The following is a 17,810-nucleotide window of genomic DNA, read 5'->3' on the forward strand; positions in this document are numbered from 1 at the left end:
CACGATGTGATATCGGCAATAGGGTACCGCTGCGAGACTTTGATCGCAAAGTGAGCAAGCAAGACTTCTGTCGTCGGTTACCAAGCCCCCGCCAAAAAAGCTCTGTGGAGCCCGCATGTGCTACTCCTTATTTTACTTGTTCAGCCCTGTTCGCGCCAGTTCTCTTCCCCTCTGCATCATCCGTTCTGTTTCCATTGTTCATGCTAATGAGAGTCGCGATAGTTGGCAAACTGTTCGAAACCTGCCCAACGTTGGCATTTGCGGGTATAAAAAAGCTCTCTCGGTACTATACTGTGAATACTCTTTTGATTTCGGCCGTGGCCAGGATTGGGGGTAGTCATGAATCTCTCTGATAACTGCAAGGAACAATTGCTTCCGCCGCTGAAAGTGGATTATCGCAATGAGACTGCTGTCGACCAACTGGCTCAACATCTTGTCCAGCGATTTCATTCGCATATGTACAGCGATGAGATTGTCATTGTTTGTATAGGTACCGACCGTTCGACCGGAGACGCGCTCGGCCCCCTCGTGGGCAGCAAGCTGTTGTCATACAAGCCCCTTCCGTTGCATGTCTACGGTACCCTGGAGGATCCCGTGCATGCCATGAATCTGAGCGAGAAGCTGGAGGCAATCCGCCAGGAGCATCCGCACTCCTTGATCATTGCCATCGATGCCTGTCTCGGGCAATTCAGCAATGTCGGAAATATCAACGTGATCGATGGCCCGCTCAAGCCCGGTGCCGGTGTCAAAAAAGAGCTTCCTGCCGTCGGGACCTTTCACATCACAGGAATCGTCAATGTCGGCGGGTTTATGGAATACTTTGTCCTGCAAAATACCCGGCTGTACGTGGTCATGCGGATGGCTGAAATCATTGCGGCCGGTCTGTTTAAAGCTTCCTTGCTTCACTCGTCGGGCGACTCCCAGCGGGTGAGCGCTTTTCCTGAGTAAGGCACAGAACGACAGCTCCGCCACGTCTTTTAACGGTGCTTGCAAAATTATGATCAAACCGAAATGAAATCATGGCGATCAAAGAAGACTTGCCTCCCGTACCGCGGGATTTCCAAGTCTTTCTTCTTTTTGCGCTTATAAAAATGAACGGGTGACTTGGAGCTCTATCCACATATCAACTGGCTTCTTGGCTCTACTTCTACCGTAATCGGCGTTGATGCCGATACTTCTCCGTCTACGTGCACCTTCAATTCTCTATCCGCCTCTATCACAATCTGTTTTCCCCGGAAAAACCGAACGCCAGGGTGGCGTACATGGGAACCGTTAAAAATCATCGGAAAGGCCCTAATCAGTGACCATTTTGATACATTGCTCACTACACATACTTCTGCCATCCCGTCATCAGGTACAGCTTTCGGACAAATCAGCATCCCCCCGCCGTAATTCGGAATGTTTGCCACCGCCACCAGCCAGACCTTCTCCAATCTTGTCTCTTTTCCGTCAACCGTCAGCTTTACCCGACTCGTCCGATAAGACAAAAATACCCGAATTACAGAAATGATGTAGGACATCCTTCCAAGCCGCCAACGATTCAACCAGTTTTTATAAGCAGCTTCATTGGTTACCCGGGCTACCTCTCCGTCGAAACCGGCTCCTACCGCGTTTACGGCGATTTCTCCGTTTACCCGGAACAGGTCAATCGCTTTGCCCTCCATGCCGGACAAGATATGTTCAAGTGCGGCAACCGGGTCACCCGGCAACGAATGTCCGCGGGCAAAATCGTTTCCCGAGCCAGCCGGAATATGACCAAATATGCAAGGAATGTTGGCTTTTTTCATCCCGCTGATGACTTCGTTTACTGTGCCGTCCCCCCCGACCGCAATAATTTTGCTTACTTCCTCTTTTTGCAGCAGCTCGACAGCCAACTTTTTGGCTTCCCCCTGCTTTGTTGTCATTTTTACTCGAAAAATGGCTCTGCGCCTCTCCAGTTCCTTCTCAAGGCGCTTCCACACCAGCAGCCCTCTTCCATTTCCCGACACTGGATTTACGATAAATCCGAGCATCTGCACTCTCCCCGCGATCTGTGCTGTTTTTTCTGTATTATTACATGCTGCTTTTTCTTTGCCTAGCAAAATCCTTCTAATAAAAACGGACTCCTTTTTCAGGGAATCCGTCTGCTTTTGGCTTCACGCCTTTTCTTTTAAGGAATTTCTTTCTCTCTGCCCCTCACCCAAACCACACTGCCAACCAACGTACGATGGGCACTCCTATGGCTGCAATAACCAAAGCCGGCAGCATATTGGCTACATTGATTTTTTTCAGCTCCAAAATATTGATGCCGATCGCGATGATCATCAAGCCCCCAACGGCTGTCACTTCAACCAGCATGGCATCGAGTGTTTCCTGACTGACAAAGTTATAAATCTGTGTGGATAAAAGCGCAATCGCGCCCTGGTACAAGAAAACGGGCACTGCAGAGAACAAAACGCCAATTCCAAGCGTCGATGAAAAAATAATCGCAGAGAAGCCGTCCAGCATTGCCTTTGTGTACAATATTTCGTGGTTGTTTCTGAGTCCGCTGTCCATCGCCCCAAGCACCGCCATGGCGCCAATGCAATAAACCAGTGTCGTAGTGACAAAGCCAGTCGCAATGCTTCCCTGGCTCCTTCCCCCCATTTTGCTCTCCAGCCACTGTCCCAGCTTGTTTAAGCCTGACTCAATGCCAATGAGTTCTCCCAGAATCGAACCGATCACGATACTCAGGATAACGAGCAAGAAATTTTGTGTTTCCAGACTCATTTTGATTCCCAGCAAGACAATCGCAAGCCCAATTCCTTGCATGACGGTTTTCCGAATTGATTCTGGTATGCCTGACAGCAGGCGTCCCAACAACGCTCCTGCGATAATGGCAATCGCATTAACCAGAGTCCCCAACAAAATCACTTACTCCACTCCCCTGCGAATCATGAAGACTGAAAGGCGGATGCGATTTCCCGTACCGCGTTCAACAGTGCTTCCACGTCCTGTTCAGTGTTAAATACGCCAAAGCTGGCCCGCACTGCTCCACGTTGCTCTGTTCCGGCTGTCCGATGTCCCAGAGGTGTGCAATGATATCCTGCACGAGTCGCAATTCCGTACTGCTGATCGAGGATAAACGATGCTTCTGACGCATCGACACCCTCGATGTTAAACGAAATCACACCGACTCTTTCGACCTCTTCTCCCGGTCCGTAAACTTCTACGCCTTTTATTTGGCGCAAGCCTTTGATTGTTTGTTTTGTCAGCTTCCATTCATGGGCATGGATGTTCTCTACCCCTTTTTCCAGGACAAACGATACACCTGCTTGCAATCCGGCCAGTCCCACTGTATTCGCTGTACCGCTCTCATAGCGATCCGGTCTCGTCGTCGGTTGATCGATGGCCTCTGACTGACTCCCGGTGCCGCCGTGAATCAACGGTTCCAAATCGACAGAAGGATGGACGTACAGTCCGCCAGTTCCCTGCGGCCCATACAATCCTTTGTGCCCGGGGAAAGCAAGCATGTCAATCTTCATCTCTCCTACATGAATGGGCAAAACGCCTGCCGTCTGCGAAGCATCCACGAGAAACAAAGCCTGATGCCGTTTTGCCAGTTCTCCCAGCTCTGCAATCGGAAGAATAACTCCGGTCAGATTCGATGCGTGACTGACTGCCAACAGTCTCGTATTCGGCTTCATCGCCCGTTCAAAGTCTTCTGTGTAATACAGTTGATCTTCACGCGGTTCTACAAACGTAATCTCGACCTTTTTTGTACGTGCCATATATTCCAATGGACGCCGCACCGAGTTATGCTCGATTGAAGAGGAAACGACATGGTCTCCCTCTTTCAGCAGCCCTTTGATCGCCTGATTTAGGGCTTGGGTTGCGTTCATATAAAAAAAGAGGTCATTCGGGTTTTGAATCCCAAACAACCGTGAAAGCTCGACCCGCGTTCGGAACACAGCCTTGCTCGCTTTCATTGCCAACGCATGACCGCCCCGTCCCGGATTGGCTGCAAAATGCTCGATTACCTCTGCCATGTTTTCCTTTACTGCCGGCGGTTTAGGCCACGTTGATGCAGCATTGTCCAAGTAAATCACTCGCATGGCTTCCTCCTTGTGATCTTACTCCTGCTCCAATATTTCCAGGATCCTCTGCAAATCTTCTTGGGAGTAAAAGTCGATTTCGATTTTTCCTCTTTTGGTCCCTTTTTTGATTTTTACCGAGGTACCCAGTCTGCTTCTTAATCTTTCTTCGAATTGAATAAGCTGGGGCTCCTTTTTCAGCGGCTTCTTTTTCGATGTTTCACGTGAAACATTTGCCTGTTTCACCAGCTCTTCCAGTTGCCGTACGCTGATCCCCTTCTTTACTGCCTCTTTGGCGAGTTGAAGCTGAAGCTCTTCCTTTTCTACCCCAAGCAAAGCACGCGCGTGTCCCATGCTTAAGTCTGATGCCGAGACCATCTTCCTGATTTGCTCGGGCAGCTGCAGCAAACGAAGCATATTGGCGACATGCGGTCTGCTTTTGCCGATTTTTTTGGCCAGCTGCTCCTGCGTATAAGAGTGATGGCTGATCAATTTCTCATAGGCTTCCGCTTCTTCCAGCGGATTCAGATTTTCACGCTGCAGGTTTTCAATCAGCGCAATTTCCATCAACTGCTGGTCAGAGTAATCCTTTACAACAGCCGCAACCTTCTTCAGCCCTAGTGATTTGGCTGCACGAAGCCGTCTTTCCCCTGCAACCAATTCATATCCTTTTATGCTCTTTCTGACGATTAGCGGCTGAATGATGCCATGCTCCTTGATCGATTGAGCCAATTCCTCGATCGCCGACGATTCGAACTCCTTTCGAGGCTGATACGGATTGGGCCGAATATCTGCGACAGGAATTTCCAAAACATGCTCTTCTTCTTCAATCATGTTGGACGTAATCAGTGCATTCAGACCTTTTCCAAGCCCTCTGCTCATACACCTACCACTTCCTTCGCCAAGTCAGTATATACCTCCGCCCCTCTGGAACGCGGATCGTACGTAATAATGGCCTGTCCATGCGAAGGAGCTTCACTTAACCGTACATTGCGAGGGATGATTGTCTTGTATACCTTGTCTTGAAAGTACTTTTTCACTTCCTCGATGACCTGCAATCCGAGATTGGTCCGTGCGTCCAGCATGGTCAAAACGACACCTTCAATAGCCAACTGAGAATTCAGATGTTTTTGAACCAGACGAATCGTATTGAGCAGTTGGCTCAAGCCCTCCAACGCATAGTATTCACATTGAATCGGGATCAGTACCGAGTCGGATGCGGTTAGAGAGTTTACCGTTAAAATCCCCAATGAAGGCGGACAATCAATAATAATATAGTCGTATTTATCTTTTACAACTTCCAGTGCTTTTTTCAAGCGAACCTCACGCGAGATGGTTGGGACTAACTCGATTTCCGCACCGGCCAATTGAATGGTAGCAGGAATGATCTTGAGACCATCGATTTCAGTAGGCAAAGTAGCATCCACAGGACTGATGTCGTTAATCAGCACGTCGTAGATGCAATAACGCACGTCTGCTTTGTTCACGCCAACTCCGCTTGTAGCATTTCCCTGGGGGTCTATATCCACCAGCAGTACCTTTTTCCCCAGGGAGGCCAAACATGCGCTCAGATTGACAGATGTGGTTGTCTTTCCTACGCCACCTTTCTGGTTTGCTACCGCAATGATTTTACCCAACTTCTCCACCTCATTTTTACACCAATCTACTAAACATGTTACCAGATTTATTGTTGACATACCCTGTTTTTTGGAAGAGAAATATTTCCCAAAGTGCTTCTATCGTCATCCAATCGGGACTCAGGCTGGCTGCAGGTTGCCAAAAAACACTGCATCTGCGGTAGACGATGCTTGAAACGTATCGTTTGTACAAACGTTTTTTCATGTGAGTCAGCCTGTTGATTAAAGCGGAAAAAAGGCACCTCTCCCAGCGCCTCTTTTCTCTATCCATCCCACTTACTTCTCTTGAATTGAGCATTTTTCCTCATGACAGCAAACCTCTTGGACAAATGTCCCGCCAGATAGAAACACTCCCTGCGAGCTTCGGCTGACGCTTGAAGAAGGCTTCCGCGAAAGCTCGGCCAAAAAGAAAGGCGGCCTGCTGTGCCACCATCTTCTCCTTTTTTACAGCCCCTGCTCCCCACTATAGCTCCTTTTTTTGGTCCTGCTTCCTATCAATTATTTTCCAGCTTGCTGCTATGCCAATGGTTGATTGTCTTGTCATTCCGGATCAAAACAATCGTTACTTGCCGTCCCTGCGTTTGGGAATGCGGATCGTAAATTGGTAAAACTCCTCGTGGTCTTCCTCGTCTGTTTCTACAGGAAGACCCGTTTGCATGACCATATCGATCGACTGTCTCACCGTATTGATTGCAATCCGCGTATCTCTGGAAAAAGCTTTCCACTTTGGTTTCGGTTCTTTTTCCGGCTTCGGGTTTTCCGATGCTTCCAACAGCTGCTTCACTCTCGTCTCAGTCTGCTTAACGTTCCAATCCCGCTCCAGAATCTCTTGCAGAACTTTCAACTGAAGCTCGCTGTCCTTCAATGGGATTAACGCGCGAGCATGCCTCTCCGTCACATGTCGAGCCAACAGCGCATCCTGAATTTCCTGAGGGAGATTAAGCAAACGAAGCTTGTTGGCAATCGTGGATTGCCCTTTTCCCAAACGCTGTGCCAGGCTTTCCTGGGTCAGATCATGCAAATCGATCAACTTCTGGTAAGCTACCGCTTCTTCAATCGCCGTTAATCCTTCCCGCTGCAGGTTCTCGATCAGCGCGATCGAAGCTGTTTGCGTATCGTTAAACTCTTTAACAATCGCAGGTATTCGTTCCAATCCCAGCTTCTTTGTCGCACGCCAGCGACGTTCACCGGCTATCAACTCGTATCGGTTATCTCTCATCCGTACAACGATAGGTTGAATTAAGCCGTGCGTCCGAATCGTCTGGCAAAGCTCATCAAGCTTTTCATCGTCAAACACCGTACGAGGCTGATACGGATTGGGAACAATCTCATCTACCGGTATTTGCCTGATCTCCTCATTTTCTGTCTTGTCCGTCAACCCGAAGATACGAGAAAACGAATCCTTTACTGCCATGGTAAAATCCCCCACTTCCAACCGTTCCATCAGCCGTTGCGTTCATTAGCTTTCTATGGCAAAAATCGCGACAACTTTTCTGTTTATATTCGTAATGAAATACTTCTGCATCAAAGGGCCAATTCCTGCTGTGAAAAGCGTGTTTCACGTGAAACATGTGCTACTTTCACCCTAGTGCCACAATTGCGGGGATGGTTGGATTTGGAAGTCAGTTGAAAGTAACGTCACCAGTACGGAGATCCTTTTTAGGCGATTATTTTTTACCGAGAAGGTGCTGATAGGGAGTTTTGGAATGGCCATTGGTTTGGGAGAAATTATATGACACAGTCAATTATAGAAGTAGGAATCTGCCCCTGTTACTGCTATAGTTGGGTATAGCTTAGCTATGGCTACTGTCTATGAGTTACTGTCTTTGTCTTTGTCTTTGTCTTTGTCTTTGTCTTTGTCTTTGTCTTTGTCTTTGTCTTTGCCTCTGTGTCTGCTTCTATTTCTGTGACTGTCTCTTATTCTTACAATTCTCCGCCCCTACCTCTTTCACTTTCACTGTCTTTATTACTATCAATGCCTCTGTCTTCTGTCCCCTGCCTTCTGTCTCTCAGCCAAGCCTTGGCTATTGACTTGTCGCAAAGTCGCATTCGATACAATAGAAAGAGACTAATGATAGATGTATCATAGGAAAATCTCCATCCACCAAAAAAGGTAGTCTCCCCAAGACCTGTCGGTTATGTCATCATTCTGGATAGAAATGGAACGACACTTTGGAAAATCACCGACATTAAAACCAAATCATCTGTCATCCCCCCGAAAATCGTCCTTTTAAAAAGAAATGGGCCATGATGATAACACCATAGCCCCTTCAACGTACATTTGTACGGAAACACCTTTCTCCCTTTGTGGCTTATCTCTTGCATTCCCATATCGGTATCCCCGAATCAGCAGCCTCCTAGCCTTTTTTACATGCTCCAATTTCTCCAGCTAAATCGAAAATAGCACAAGAGAATGAGTTCCTATGTTTCACGTGAAACAAATCGCATATCAACTATCCTCATCCGGATGCCTGGCTCGATCCTCTCCTTTATGCCTTCGTTCATCTTCCGAAAAAACATCATCATCAGCGTCATGCGCATCATTTGAAAAAAGAAACAGATGCGGGAACAGACGATGAAAGTCCAGTGTGAGGTAAGCAAAAAAAGCAGCGACGATAGCCGTAATGTACATTCCAGCGCTGAACAGCAAGCCAATCGCAGAAGCGACCCACATGCCGGCGGCCGTTGTCAGCCCTTTTACATTTCCATTTAGCTTGATAATGGCCCCCGCTCCCAGAAAGCCCATTCCAGTGACCACTTGGGCTGCTACACGTCCCGGATCGTTATTTACTCCGCTTGACGAAAATCCGTAGATGGATGCCAAACCGAACAGGCAGGAGCCGAAACAGACCAGACTATACGTCCGAAAGCCAGCCCCGCGTTGCCTGTTGACCCCTTTCATAAAACGCTCCCGCTCCAATCCCATTACAGCACCGGCAATAAAAGCCAGAAACAGTCGCAATAGTATGGTCGGCAATTCCGGTGGAAAAAATGTCGTCAAGGCAGTATTCATTCCTATTCCCCCTCTCCAACATTCCTTCATTCCTGTATGCTCCATTACGAATCCTGCCTTAGTTACATGTATGCAGACAAGACTCCATTTATCAGTTCTCCGAATAAAACAAGCGTTTGCCCACAGCTCTCCTTCCGGGTTACAAAGGGGACGTTTTGCTCGATTTGCCTGCGGCTTACTTCCATTTTGCCAACGGACAGCCGTTTGATTTACCTGAGCTTACCTCCCAGTTTGCAAAGCGACAGCTTATTCGATTTGCTTGCAGTATTTCCTCCATTTTGTTAAAGGATCACTTGTTCAACTTAAAAAATTGGGCATACGGCCTTTTGAACGATGCCTTTCGCCTGAAGAACCACGCGTTCCGGTGCTCTGAGGCGGTTCAGCCCACATTCATTCTGCAGTTGGCTGCATCAGACATTTGCCCAAAAGGCCACTATTTCCATACAAAAGACCAGCATTTCCATACAAAAAAGAGCTGCGGCAAAAATGCCACAGCCCTTGAACGTACATATATAACGGGATCAGCCCTTACAAGATGGCGTATCCCTGTCACCAATCAAATCAGAGGTTTTTTTGCCGGGGTTCCGGCTTTGCGCGGATATCCCTTTGGCGTATTCTCTACCTTTTCCATGATGACAATGTTCCGCTCTCCCGCATCCTCCATAAGCTGGAATGTCTCTACCTGCTTGGTCTTGCCTCCGAGCGTTTTGATCGCTTTTTTGGCTTCATTTAGCTCTGGGGAAATGTCCGCTCCTTTCAAAGCGATGAAGTGCCCTCCGACACGGGCAAAAGGAAGGCAGTATTCGGACAATACGTTTAACCTGGCGACCGCACGGGCAACGACCAGGTCGAACGCCTGCCGGTACTGGGGCTCCTGTCCCCGATCCTCGGCCCTTCCGTGTACGGGGTAGAGGTTTTCCAATCCCAGTTCGTCCGCTACATGCTGCAAAAAGTTCATCCGCTTGTTCAGGGAGTCAATGATGGTCATATGCAGGTGGGGAAAGACAATCTTCAGCGGAATGCTGGGAAAGCCCGCTCCTCCCCCGATATCTGCCACCTTTTCTACCTGATCAAAGGGAAAGTAGAAAGCCGGTGTGATCGAATCGTAAAAATGCTTGTTGTACACCTGTTCTTCTTCGGTGATCGCCGTCAGGTTCATCTTCTCATTCCATTCCACCAACAAACGGTAGTATCCATCAAATTGCTCCCGTTGGCGTTCAGAAAGCTCGATTCCCCTGGCAGACAAAGCTTCGGCAAATTGCTCCTTGTTCATACGCTATACTCCCTTACCCACTGGCTTACTCGCAGGTTTATACGGCTAAGCACGTTTTGACTGGTTCAGACTGGTTCAAGCTGTTCCAAGTTGGTCCAGCCTGGTTCAAACTGAACAAAACGGATCCAATCTGATCCAAGCTGGTCCAAATTGACCAAATGAGGCCCAATCTGGCCAAATCAGACCCAGCCTGCGGCTTACTCCGCTGCCGTCCCTGCACGATTGTATTGCTCCAGATAGACCATCAGAACGGAAATGTCTGCCGGGTTTACGCCCGAGATACGAGAAGCCTGGCCGATGTTGAGCGGTCGGATTTTGCTCAGGTTTTCGCGAGATTCCTTGGACATGCCGGAAATCTGGTGATAGTCGAGCGATTCCGGTATGCGCCGCTCCTCCATCTTCTTCATCCGCTCGACTTGCTGCAATGACTTGCGGATATAGCCGTCGTACTTGATCTGGATTTCAACTTGTTCTGTCACATCCTCCGGCAGAGGCTCCGGCGACGGCGCCATTTGGGCGATATGCTGATACGTGATCTCTGGACGACGCAAAAGCTGCGCCAGCTCGATTACCTCTGTCAGTTCCGGAGAACCTGCCTGACGCAGGACTTCCTGCACTTCCGCCATGTCTGGGCGAACACGGGTATTGGTGATCCGCTCCTTCTCCTTTTCGATCAGCTCGCGTTTTGCACAGAACTTCTGGTACCGCTCTTCGCTGATCAAGCCGATCTCATGGCCAATATCGGTCAGACGCAAATCTGCGTTGTCGTGACGCAACAGCAGACGGTATTCCGCCCGGGAAGTGAGCAGACGATAAGGCTCACTGGTGCCTTTTGTGACCAGATCGTCAATCAGAACGCCGATATACGCTTGCTCGCGGCCGAGGATGACAGGAGTCTTGCCCTGGATCTTGCGGGCAGCGTTGATCCCCGCCATCAAGCCTTGTGCGGCAGCCTCTTCATACCCCGAGGTGCCATTGATCTGGCCTGCTGTAAACAATCCTTCAATTTTCTTTGTCTCCAAAGTCGGCCAAAGCTGTGTCGGAATGATCGCATCGTACTCGATGGCATATCCCGGACGCATCATGCGGACGTTCTCCATCCCAGACAAAGAGCGCAGCATTTGAACCTGCACTTCCTCCGGCAAGCTGGTAGACAAGCCCTGAACGTACATCTCTTCCGTATTGCGGCCTTCCGGTTCCAGGAAGATCTGATGGCGCGGCTTGTCGTTGAAGCGAACGATCTTGTCTTCAATGGACGGACAGTAACGCGGCCCTGTCCCTTCAATCGTGCCGGAATACATCGGCGCGCGGTGCAGGTTGTCGTTAATCAGGTGGTGCGTTTCTTCGTTCGTATACGTCAGCCAGCAAGGGAGCTGGTCCATGATGAACTCGGTTGTTTCATAGGAAAACGCACGCGGAACATCGTCCCCGGGCTGAATTTCCATTTTGGAAAAGTCAACGCTGCTCTTGTGGACGCGGGGCGGCGTTCCCGTCTTGAATCGCACCATGTCAAAGCCGAGCTCTTTCAAGTGGTAAGCGAGCCGGACAGAGGGGCGCATGTTATTCGGGCCGCTTTCGTACTGCAAATCACCCAAAATGATTTTTCCGCGCAAATAAGTCCCGGTCGTCAGAACGACAGCCTTTGCCTTGTAACGAGCCCCAGTCTGGGTAATAACTCCTTCGCAGACGCCGTTATTAATGATCAGCTCTTCTACCATCGCTTGGCGAAGAATCAGATTTGGCGTGTTTTCAATCGTCTTTTTCATCTCGTGCTGGTAGGCAATTTTGTCCGCTTGCGCTCGCAGAGCATGTACAGCCGGTCCTTTACCGGTATTGAGCAAACGCATTTGAATATGCGTTTTGTCTGTATTTTTCCCCATCTCACCGCCCAGGGCGTCGATCTCCCGGACTACATGTCCTTTCGCCGGACCGCCGACGGACGGGTTGCAGGGCATATACGCAACGGAATCGAGATTAATGGTCAACAGCAGCGTGCTGCACCCCATTCGCGCAGTTGCCAGAGCCGCCTCGCTTCCGGCATGCCCTGCTCCAATGACGATGACGTCATACGATTCCGCTTCATAGGTTGGGATCATGAATTCTCCTCCTCTTGGGTGAGTCAATTCTCTAAAGCTGTTTACTTGCCAAGACAAAATTGAGAGAAAATCTGGTCAATCAAATCCTCTCCTACGCTCTCTCCGATCACTTCACCGAGCAATTCCCAGGCTTTCTTGATATCGATCTGGACCATATCGACAGGCATTCTGTCTTCAATCCCGTTTACCGCATCATCAATGGCCTGCTCCGCTTGCCGCAGCAGCTGGATATGTCTCGCGTTGCTCACATAGGTCAGATCATCCTGCTGAACGCGACCGGAGAAAAACAGATCGGCGATCGCCTTCTCCAACAGGTCAATGCCGGTTTCCTCCTTGGCAGACGTCATGATTAACGGCTGGTTGGGGAAATGACGCTTAACCTCCTCCAGATCGATGCGCTGGGGCAAATCGAATTTATTGATGATCAGGATCACTTCAAAGCCTTTGGCGGCTTCAAAAATCCGATAGTCATCCTCTGTCAATTGTTCATTATAATTGAGTACAAGCAGGACGAGGTCGGCTTTTTGCAAAAGCTGACGAGATTTTTCCACGCCGATTTTCTCGACGATGTCCTCTGTTTCCCTGATCCCGGCAGTATCGATCAAGCGAAGCGGCACGCCACGGACATTTACGAATTCCTCGATGACATCCCTCGTAGTTCCCGCCACGTCTGTGACAATCGCTTTTTCCTCTTGAACGAGGCTGTTCAACAGCGATGATTTCCCTACGTTAGGACGCCCAATAATCGCTGTGGAGAGCCCTTCCCGCAAAATTTTCCCCTGTCTTGCCGTCTGCAGCAAGCGGCCGATCTCTGCTTTTACCTCCAGGCACTTGTCTCGAAGCAGCTTCTGGGTAACATCCTCTACATCATGCTCCGGATAGTCCAGCGTAACTTCAATATGGGCCATTGCTTCGATCAGATTTTGTCGCAGGCTCCGAATCAGTCTGGACAGCTTGCCTTCCACCTGGTTCAACGCTACCTTCATCGCCCTGTCCGTCTTTGCCCGGATCAAATCGATGACCGCCTCCGCCTGAGACAGATCGACGCGTCCGTTCAAAAACGCACGCTTCGTAAACTCGCCCGGCTCGGCCAGCCTTGCACCGTTTTCCAGAATCAGCTCGAGCACCCGCTCTACAGAAACAATTCCACCATGACAGTTGACCTCTACCACATCTTCTCGTGTAAACGTACGCGGCGCCCGCATGACCGACACCAGCACCTCTTCCACCAAATCCCCTGTCTGTGGATTTCGCAAATGTCCGTAGTTTATCGTATGGCTATCCACAGTGGACAGCGTTTTTTTCCCTCGATAAATTTTATCCACAACTTCAATCGCCTCCGGTCCACTGACCCGGATAATCGCGACCCCACCTTCTCCCATCGGAGTCGCAACTGCTGCGATCGTATCAAAATTCATGTTGTTCACCTCTAGCTTTCCAAACAAACGAGTCAGCCACTAACTTATTAGCATAACAGAACACCTAGAAAAATTCCAAGAAAAGAAACAATCCTGATGCACTTTTCCCGGAATTTATCCACAAGCTCGACTGATTGCCCTGTTTTTAGCGTTATCCACAGTATGTTCGATTTGATTTGACTCCAACCCATTATACTTTGGTTATCCACATTTACTAGCTCTTCAATGATTCGATTCTTTTATCATTGTTGTTCGTTGCCTCGACCCGGCGGGTTGACCTCTACCAGTTGATAAGAAAAAGGAAGCACGATAAGCGTGCTCCCTTCCTGACTATAGTCCCCTGAATAGAGACAGATATAGATCCATGTCTTTTGTGCGTTGACGCCTATTCCCATTGCCTTTTACTCGGTAGACTGTCCATTCCATTCCGCCGGTCTCTGGCGTTTTATGAGCAAATGGGCAAAAAAAGAAGCCTACGACGAGGCTTCTTTCGGTGCGATGACAATATAGCGGTTGGGCTCTTCACCCTCGCTGTACGTTACCACATCCGTACGCTTTTGCAAAAACGAATGGATGACTTTTCGTTCGGCTGCAGACATTGGCTCCAGACGGACGCTTCGTTTCATCGCCAGCGCCTTTCTGCTTACGCGCTCGGCAAGCTGCTCCAGTGTTTCTTTGCGGCGCTGCCTGTAGTTTTCGGCATCGAGTACGATTCGTACATGCTTGTCCGCATGGCGGTTTGCTACGACGTTTACGAGATACTGCAGCGAATCCAGCGTCTGTCCCCTGCGGCCAATGATAATTCCCAGGTTGGCACCTTGAATGTCAAACAGCATGCCTTCTTCTCCACGGCGCATTTCTACTCTGGCGTCCACGTTCATGTTGGCAAGTACGTCCTGAAGGAAAGCAAGCCCTTGATCAACCGGATCGAATTGAACTTCTACTTCCACTTTGGCATCGCGGGAACCGATCAGACCGAACAAACCGCGGCTCGGTTCTTCCAGGATGCGAACGCTAACTTTTTCACGAGGCACACTCAGCTCTTCCAAGGCCTTTTGCACAGCATCGTCAATCGTTTTAGCCGTAGCTACCACCTTTTTCACTTGGAGGTTCCCTCCTTCGGACGGGGCGCTTTATTGGTATCGCGATACAAGAAATATGTTTGCACAATGGTAAACAGGTTGCCGTATACCCAGTAGAGAGACAGAGCGGACGGCAAGGTGACGGCGATCGCCAGAATCATCAGCGGCATGATTACCAGCATCATTTGCATTTGCGGGTTGCCTTGAGTGACCGAACCCATCATTTTGGACTGCAAATACGTGGTAATCCCGGCGATGATCGGCAAGATGTAATACGGGTCCTTCTCGCCCAAGGACATCCACAGGAACGTATGTGTCTTGATATCTTCTGTCCGGATAATCGCGTGATAGAACGCAATGAGGATCGGCATTTGCACGAGCAGCGGCAAACAACCGGCCAATGGATTCACTTGATTTTTCTGGAACAAAAGCATCGTTTCCTGTTGGGCCTTTTGCGGATCGTTCTTGTGTTTTTCGCGGATTTTCTGCAGCTCAGGCTGCAGCTCCTGCATCTTCTTGGAACTTTTGATCTGTTTCACCATCAGCGGAAGCACGATCAGCCGGATGATGATGGTCGCTACCAAAATTCCCAAGCCGTAGCTGCCTCCGAGCAGCATGGCACTCTCTTGGATCAGCCAGGACAGCGGGTAGACAAAATACTTGTCCCAAATTCCTTCTGCGTCCGGCCCAATAGGTGCTGCCGCTTGAGGATTACAGCCCGACAGGATCAAAACCAGCAGGGCCAGCATGGATATGCTGAGGATGCGTCTGCTCAAGGGATGGTCCTCCTTTTCCCTGTAACGGTTATCGGTTATATTTCATCAAAACTGCTAATGATTGCGGCGTTCGGGTACAGGATCGAATCCACCCGGATGAAAGGGATGGCACTTCAGTATGCGGCGAATGGCCAGCCAGCTTCCTTTCCATGCCCCAAAACGGCGAATAGCCTCTATCGCATAATGGGAACACGTAGGAGCGAAACGGCAGGATGGCGGCTTATACGGCGAGATGAACAACTGGTATCCTCGTATCAGCCATATGAATACGCGCCCCATGACCGCCTCACCCTCTTTTGTGGTTTTGTACCGGTACCTGCCTGATTACCTTGGCCCGCTTCATGACATGGACCAAAGATTGCTCGATGGCATCCAATGACATCGCTTCCACACCAGGACGGGCGATAATGATCAAGTCAAGTCCGGATGGGATCTTGCTTTCCAAACGGGAGAGCGCCTCGCGAATCAACCGTTTGACCCGATTGCGGATAACCGCGTTACCTATTTTTTTACTGACAGAAATCCCGGCGCGAAAAGCGGCTTGTCCCTCCTGTTTGGCAGAATAGAGAACAAACTGCTTGTTGGCTGCTGAGTTTCCTTTTTGAAACACTTCCTGAAATTGCTCATTCTTTCTGAGCCGATGGGAACGATGCAAGGTAAACAACCCCTAACATCATAATTATAGTAGAAAACGTATGCAGCATCTACCAGTATATCCTTGTTTCGACCACTTTTTTCCCAAAAACGGCATCTATTCTTCAATTCCTTCTTTGGAAAACAGCTTCGACAACCTGATCGGACAACCTGCCGACGTGCCGGATCATGTCTGCATTTGCTTCGGAAAACCCGATTTTCCCCAGCTTTTCTTGCAAAGGCAGCGGCAGTGCGGCGACATGCTCATCAAGGCTCTCCTCTTCGGAACAGGACAGATACAGCCAGGCTGCTTCGGTCAGCAAAAGCCAGCGGGCCGCTTCTTCGTCTCGTTGCCGGACAAGGCGCTCGAGTTTTCGCTCCATCAGCAGATCCTGCAGCTCGGAGCAAGCAAATTCGTCCCCTCCTGCCTCCCTGAAGTAGCGACGATAAGCCGCGACGGAATGAAAGCGCTCCCACAGATCATGATCATCTCGGTACATGGCCGGAAACAGTGAAACGAATTCACCGTAGGCCGCCAGCTCCCTCATCGCCGGGACGAGCTTCCCCGTTGCAAGCGTACGCTTCTCGAACCAGGCGTACATGATGACTGCATCCAGCCATGCCGAAACACCGGCCAGCCATGCTGTCTTGGCAAGTCCGCCAAGCAGCGATTCCTCCGCCCATCGCTTCCTCTCGTCCACGACCGTGCGGGCTTGAACCAGCATTTTGCTTTTTCCTTCCTCCGACTCCAAGAAACGAATCGCTTCTTCTTTCCACGCCCGGTAGCAGCCATCTGGATCATAAACGCAACGGGCTTCGTACACGTACCGGTACGCCCCTGCATACGCACAGATCATTCCCGGAAACGGGTTTTGCTTCAGATATACATCAGCCAATGTAAGAAAAAAGTCGGTGAAATCCCCTTGGCGCTCCATGCTAGCCTCCTCATCAAACCCTCTTTTTCTGCGAAACAATCCGGGCATCGATCTATAAAACGATTCCAACGCCTGAAAGTTTCACAAATCTGAATGATAAAGAAGCACATGTCTCTCCCCCCAGGGAGCCTGCGCACAAGGAGATTTTCCCGACCGATATGCAGCAAAAAAGGCCACTGAAGTTGTGGCCTATGCGGAAAGTACCTTTCTACCTTTACGACGGCGGGCAGCCAAGACTTTACGGCCGTTTTTCGTGCTCATACGCTTGCGGAACCCGTGGTCCTTTTTACGTTTGCGATTATTTGGGTTAAACGATGGTTTCATTTCTATACACCTCCGTCCTCAAAAACCATTACCTACGCATTATAAGGAGATTCGCCTAAAAAGTCAAGAAAGGCTGGAAATCAGGGATCTCGGTAAATATCCCCAAAGAGATATTTCCCAAGACTGTGGATATCCTATTATCCACATTTCCATCTTTCGACAAGATTATCTACAGCTTGTACACAAAATATTGGGGTGTGAATATGTGTAGTATACAATCAGTTGTGTTTGTGGATAAGTATGAAAAAACCATTGCTGTCATGCCTTTTATCTGTTATTATGTTTTTGTTTTGGAACGTGAATAACTTCAGCCGAACATTTTACTTTTCCACAGCGTGTGGATAAGTTTGTGGACAGATTTCCTCATCTGTGAATCATTTTATTCACAAAGGTGCGGATAACGTCTACTTTTTTTCGCTTATCCGAGCGGAATCCCTTTTTTTCGACTTTTTTTATCCACAGTCGATTCTTTCATTAACAGCTGATTTCATACACGTTTTCTTTTGATCTTCTTTTGATCGTTGGCTCTTATTATCATTTCTCTATATGTTCCCGAAAGGAGGGATTCTGG

17 protein-coding genes are annotated in these 17,810 nt (G+C 49.3%); 1 reads left to right on the forward strand and 16 read right to left on the reverse strand.

Features of this window, described 5'->3' with window-relative positions; genetic code table 11:
* Nucleotides 1-339 precede the first annotated feature (339 nt).
* Nucleotides 340-948 carry a spore protease YyaC gene (gene yyaC, locus NST96_RS27150; RefSeq protein ID WP_031932430.1) on the forward strand — a complete coding sequence of 203 codons (609 nt, stop codon included), beginning with the start codon at nt 340-342 and terminating at the stop codon, nt 946-948.
* A 164-nt stretch (nt 949-1,112) separates the two neighbouring features.
* Here yyaC and NST96_RS27155 read toward each other — a convergent pair whose 3' ends face one another.
* From NST96_RS27155 to rpmH, 16 genes are all read right to left on the reverse strand, one after another.
* Nucleotides 1,113-2,012 (reverse strand): diacylglycerol kinase family protein, encoded by a 900-nt coding sequence (locus tag NST96_RS27155; RefSeq protein WP_003388843.1) that lies wholly within the window; start codon nt 2,010-2,012, stop codon nt 1,113-1,115.
* A gap of 163 nt (nt 2,013-2,175) precedes the next feature.
* Nucleotides 2,176-2,892: a DUF554 domain-containing protein gene (locus tag NST96_RS27160; protein WP_003388844.1), complete on the reverse strand. Its 717-nt coding sequence runs from the start codon at nt 2,890-2,892 to the stop codon at nt 2,176-2,178.
* A gap of 20 nt (nt 2,893-2,912) precedes the next feature.
* Nucleotides 2,913-4,073 (reverse strand): aminotransferase class V-fold PLP-dependent enzyme, encoded by a 1,161-nt coding sequence (locus NST96_RS27165; RefSeq protein ID WP_024983208.1) that lies wholly within the window; start codon nt 4,071-4,073, stop codon nt 2,913-2,915.
* Between the two features lie 18 nt (nt 4,074-4,091).
* The gene (locus NST96_RS27170; protein ID WP_122958765.1) at nt 4,092-4,934 is read right to left on the reverse strand and encodes a ParB/RepB/Spo0J family partition protein; all 843 of its coding nucleotides are present in this window, start codon (nt 4,932-4,934) and stop codon (nt 4,092-4,094) included.
* Complete coding sequence (locus tag NST96_RS27175) at nt 4,931-5,689, reverse strand: AAA family ATPase (RefSeq protein WP_003388847.1); 759 nt, start codon at nt 5,687-5,689, stop codon at nt 4,931-4,933. The genes NST96_RS27170 and NST96_RS27175 overlap by 4 nt, the downstream gene beginning before the upstream one ends.
* Nucleotides 5,690-6,251: 562 nt before the next feature.
* The gene (gene noc / locus NST96_RS27180; RefSeq protein ID WP_003388850.1) at nt 6,252-7,103 is read right to left on the reverse strand and encodes a nucleoid occlusion protein; all 852 of its coding nucleotides are present in this window, start codon (nt 7,101-7,103) and stop codon (nt 6,252-6,254) included.
* A gap of 1,035 nt (nt 7,104-8,138) precedes the next feature.
* Nucleotides 8,139-8,702 carry an MgtC/SapB family protein gene (locus NST96_RS27185; protein WP_003388852.1) on the reverse strand — a complete coding sequence of 188 codons (564 nt, stop codon included), beginning with the start codon at nt 8,700-8,702 and terminating at the stop codon, nt 8,139-8,141.
* Between the two features lie 556 nt (nt 8,703-9,258).
* The gene (rsmG, locus tag NST96_RS27190; RefSeq protein WP_003388853.1) at nt 9,259-9,975 is read right to left on the reverse strand and encodes a 16S rRNA (guanine(527)-N(7))-methyltransferase RsmG; all 717 of its coding nucleotides are present in this window, start codon (nt 9,973-9,975) and stop codon (nt 9,259-9,261) included.
* Nucleotides 9,976-10,172: 197 nt separating this feature from the next.
* The gene (gene mnmG, locus NST96_RS27195; protein ID WP_003388856.1) at nt 10,173-12,071 is read right to left on the reverse strand and encodes a tRNA uridine-5-carboxymethylaminomethyl(34) synthesis enzyme MnmG; all 1,899 of its coding nucleotides are present in this window, start codon (nt 12,069-12,071) and stop codon (nt 10,173-10,175) included.
* A 41-nt stretch (nt 12,072-12,112) separates the two neighbouring features.
* Nucleotides 12,113-13,489: a tRNA uridine-5-carboxymethylaminomethyl(34) synthesis GTPase MnmE gene (gene mnmE, locus NST96_RS27200; RefSeq protein ID WP_003388858.1), complete on the reverse strand. Its 1,377-nt coding sequence runs from the start codon at nt 13,487-13,489 to the stop codon at nt 12,113-12,115.
* Between the two features lie 473 nt (nt 13,490-13,962).
* On the reverse strand, nt 13,963-14,592 hold the full coding sequence (gene jag, locus NST96_RS27205) for an RNA-binding cell elongation regulator Jag/EloR (RefSeq protein WP_003388860.1): 630 nt from the start codon (nt 14,590-14,592) through the stop codon (nt 13,963-13,965).
* On the reverse strand, nt 14,589-15,347 hold the full coding sequence (yidC, locus tag NST96_RS27210; protein WP_003388862.1) for a membrane protein insertase YidC: 759 nt from the start codon (nt 15,345-15,347) through the stop codon (nt 14,589-14,591). Before yidC ends, jag begins: the two co-directional genes overlap by 4 nt.
* A gap of 54 nt (nt 15,348-15,401) precedes the next feature.
* Nucleotides 15,402-15,626: a membrane protein insertion efficiency factor YidD gene (gene yidD, locus NST96_RS27215; RefSeq protein ID WP_003388863.1), complete on the reverse strand. Its 225-nt coding sequence runs from the start codon at nt 15,624-15,626 to the stop codon at nt 15,402-15,404.
* 7 nt (nt 15,627-15,633) lie between these two features.
* Nucleotides 15,634-16,002, reverse strand: coding sequence for a ribonuclease P protein component (rnpA, locus tag NST96_RS27220; protein ID WP_003388864.1), 369 nt, complete (start codon nt 16,000-16,002; stop codon nt 15,634-15,636).
* Nucleotides 16,003-16,105: 103 nt separating this feature from the next.
* Nucleotides 16,106-16,915 carry a hypothetical protein gene (locus NST96_RS27225; RefSeq protein ID WP_122958770.1) on the reverse strand — a complete coding sequence of 270 codons (810 nt, stop codon included), beginning with the start codon at nt 16,913-16,915 and terminating at the stop codon, nt 16,106-16,108.
* Nucleotides 16,916-17,104: 189 nt separating this feature from the next.
* Nucleotides 17,105-17,239, reverse strand: a complete 135-nt coding sequence (gene rpmH, locus NST96_RS27230) for a 50S ribosomal protein L34 (RefSeq protein WP_003388866.1) — start codon at nt 17,237-17,239, stop codon at nt 17,105-17,107.
* Between the last annotated feature and the right edge of the window lie 571 nt (nt 17,240-17,810).

It is taken from the genome of Brevibacillus sp. FSL K6-2834, assembly GCF_038592925.1.
Classification (GTDB): domain Bacteria; phylum Bacillota; class Bacilli; order Brevibacillales; family Brevibacillaceae; genus Brevibacillus; species Brevibacillus borstelensis.

Bases quoted from the DNA above. Each gene is read 5' to 3' on its own strand.
- yidD (WP_003388863.1), bottom strand. From the start codon at position 15,626: ATGGGGCGCGTATTCATATGGCTGATACGAGGATACCAGTTGTTCATC.
- noc (WP_003388850.1), bottom strand. From the start codon at position 7,103: ATGGCAGTAAAGGATTCGTTTTCTCGTATCTTCGGGTTGACGGACAAG.
- yyaC (WP_031932430.1), top strand. From the start codon at position 340: ATGAATCTCTCTGATAACTGCAAGGAACAATTGCTTCCGCCGCTGAAA.
- NST96_RS27225 (WP_122958770.1), bottom strand. From the start codon at position 16,915: ATGGAGCGCCAAGGGGATTTCACCGACTTTTTTCTTACATTGGCTGAT.
- rpmH (WP_003388866.1), bottom strand. From the start codon at position 17,239: ATGAAACCATCGTTTAACCCAAATAATCGCAAACGTAAAAAGGACCAC.
- rsmG (WP_003388853.1), bottom strand. From the start codon at position 9,975: ATGAACAAGGAGCAATTTGCCGAAGCTTTGTCTGCCAGGGGAATCGAG.
- mnmG (WP_003388856.1), bottom strand. From the start codon at position 12,071: ATGATCCCAACCTATGAAGCGGAATCGTATGACGTCATCGTCATTGGA.
- NST96_RS27155 (WP_003388843.1), bottom strand. From the start codon at position 2,012: ATGCTCGGATTTATCGTAAATCCAGTGTCGGGAAATGGAAGAGGGCTG.
- NST96_RS27170 (WP_122958765.1), bottom strand. From the start codon at position 4,934: ATGAGCAGAGGGCTTGGAAAAGGTCTGAATGCACTGATTACGTCCAAC.
- mnmE (WP_003388858.1), bottom strand. From the start codon at position 13,489: ATGAATTTTGATACGATCGCAGCAGTTGCGACTCCGATGGGAGAAGGT.
- NST96_RS27165 (WP_024983208.1), bottom strand. From the start codon at position 4,073: ATGCGAGTGATTTACTTGGACAATGCTGCATCAACGTGGCCTAAACCG.
- NST96_RS27185 (WP_003388852.1), bottom strand. From the start codon at position 8,702: ATGAATACTGCCTTGACGACATTTTTTCCACCGGAATTGCCGACCATA.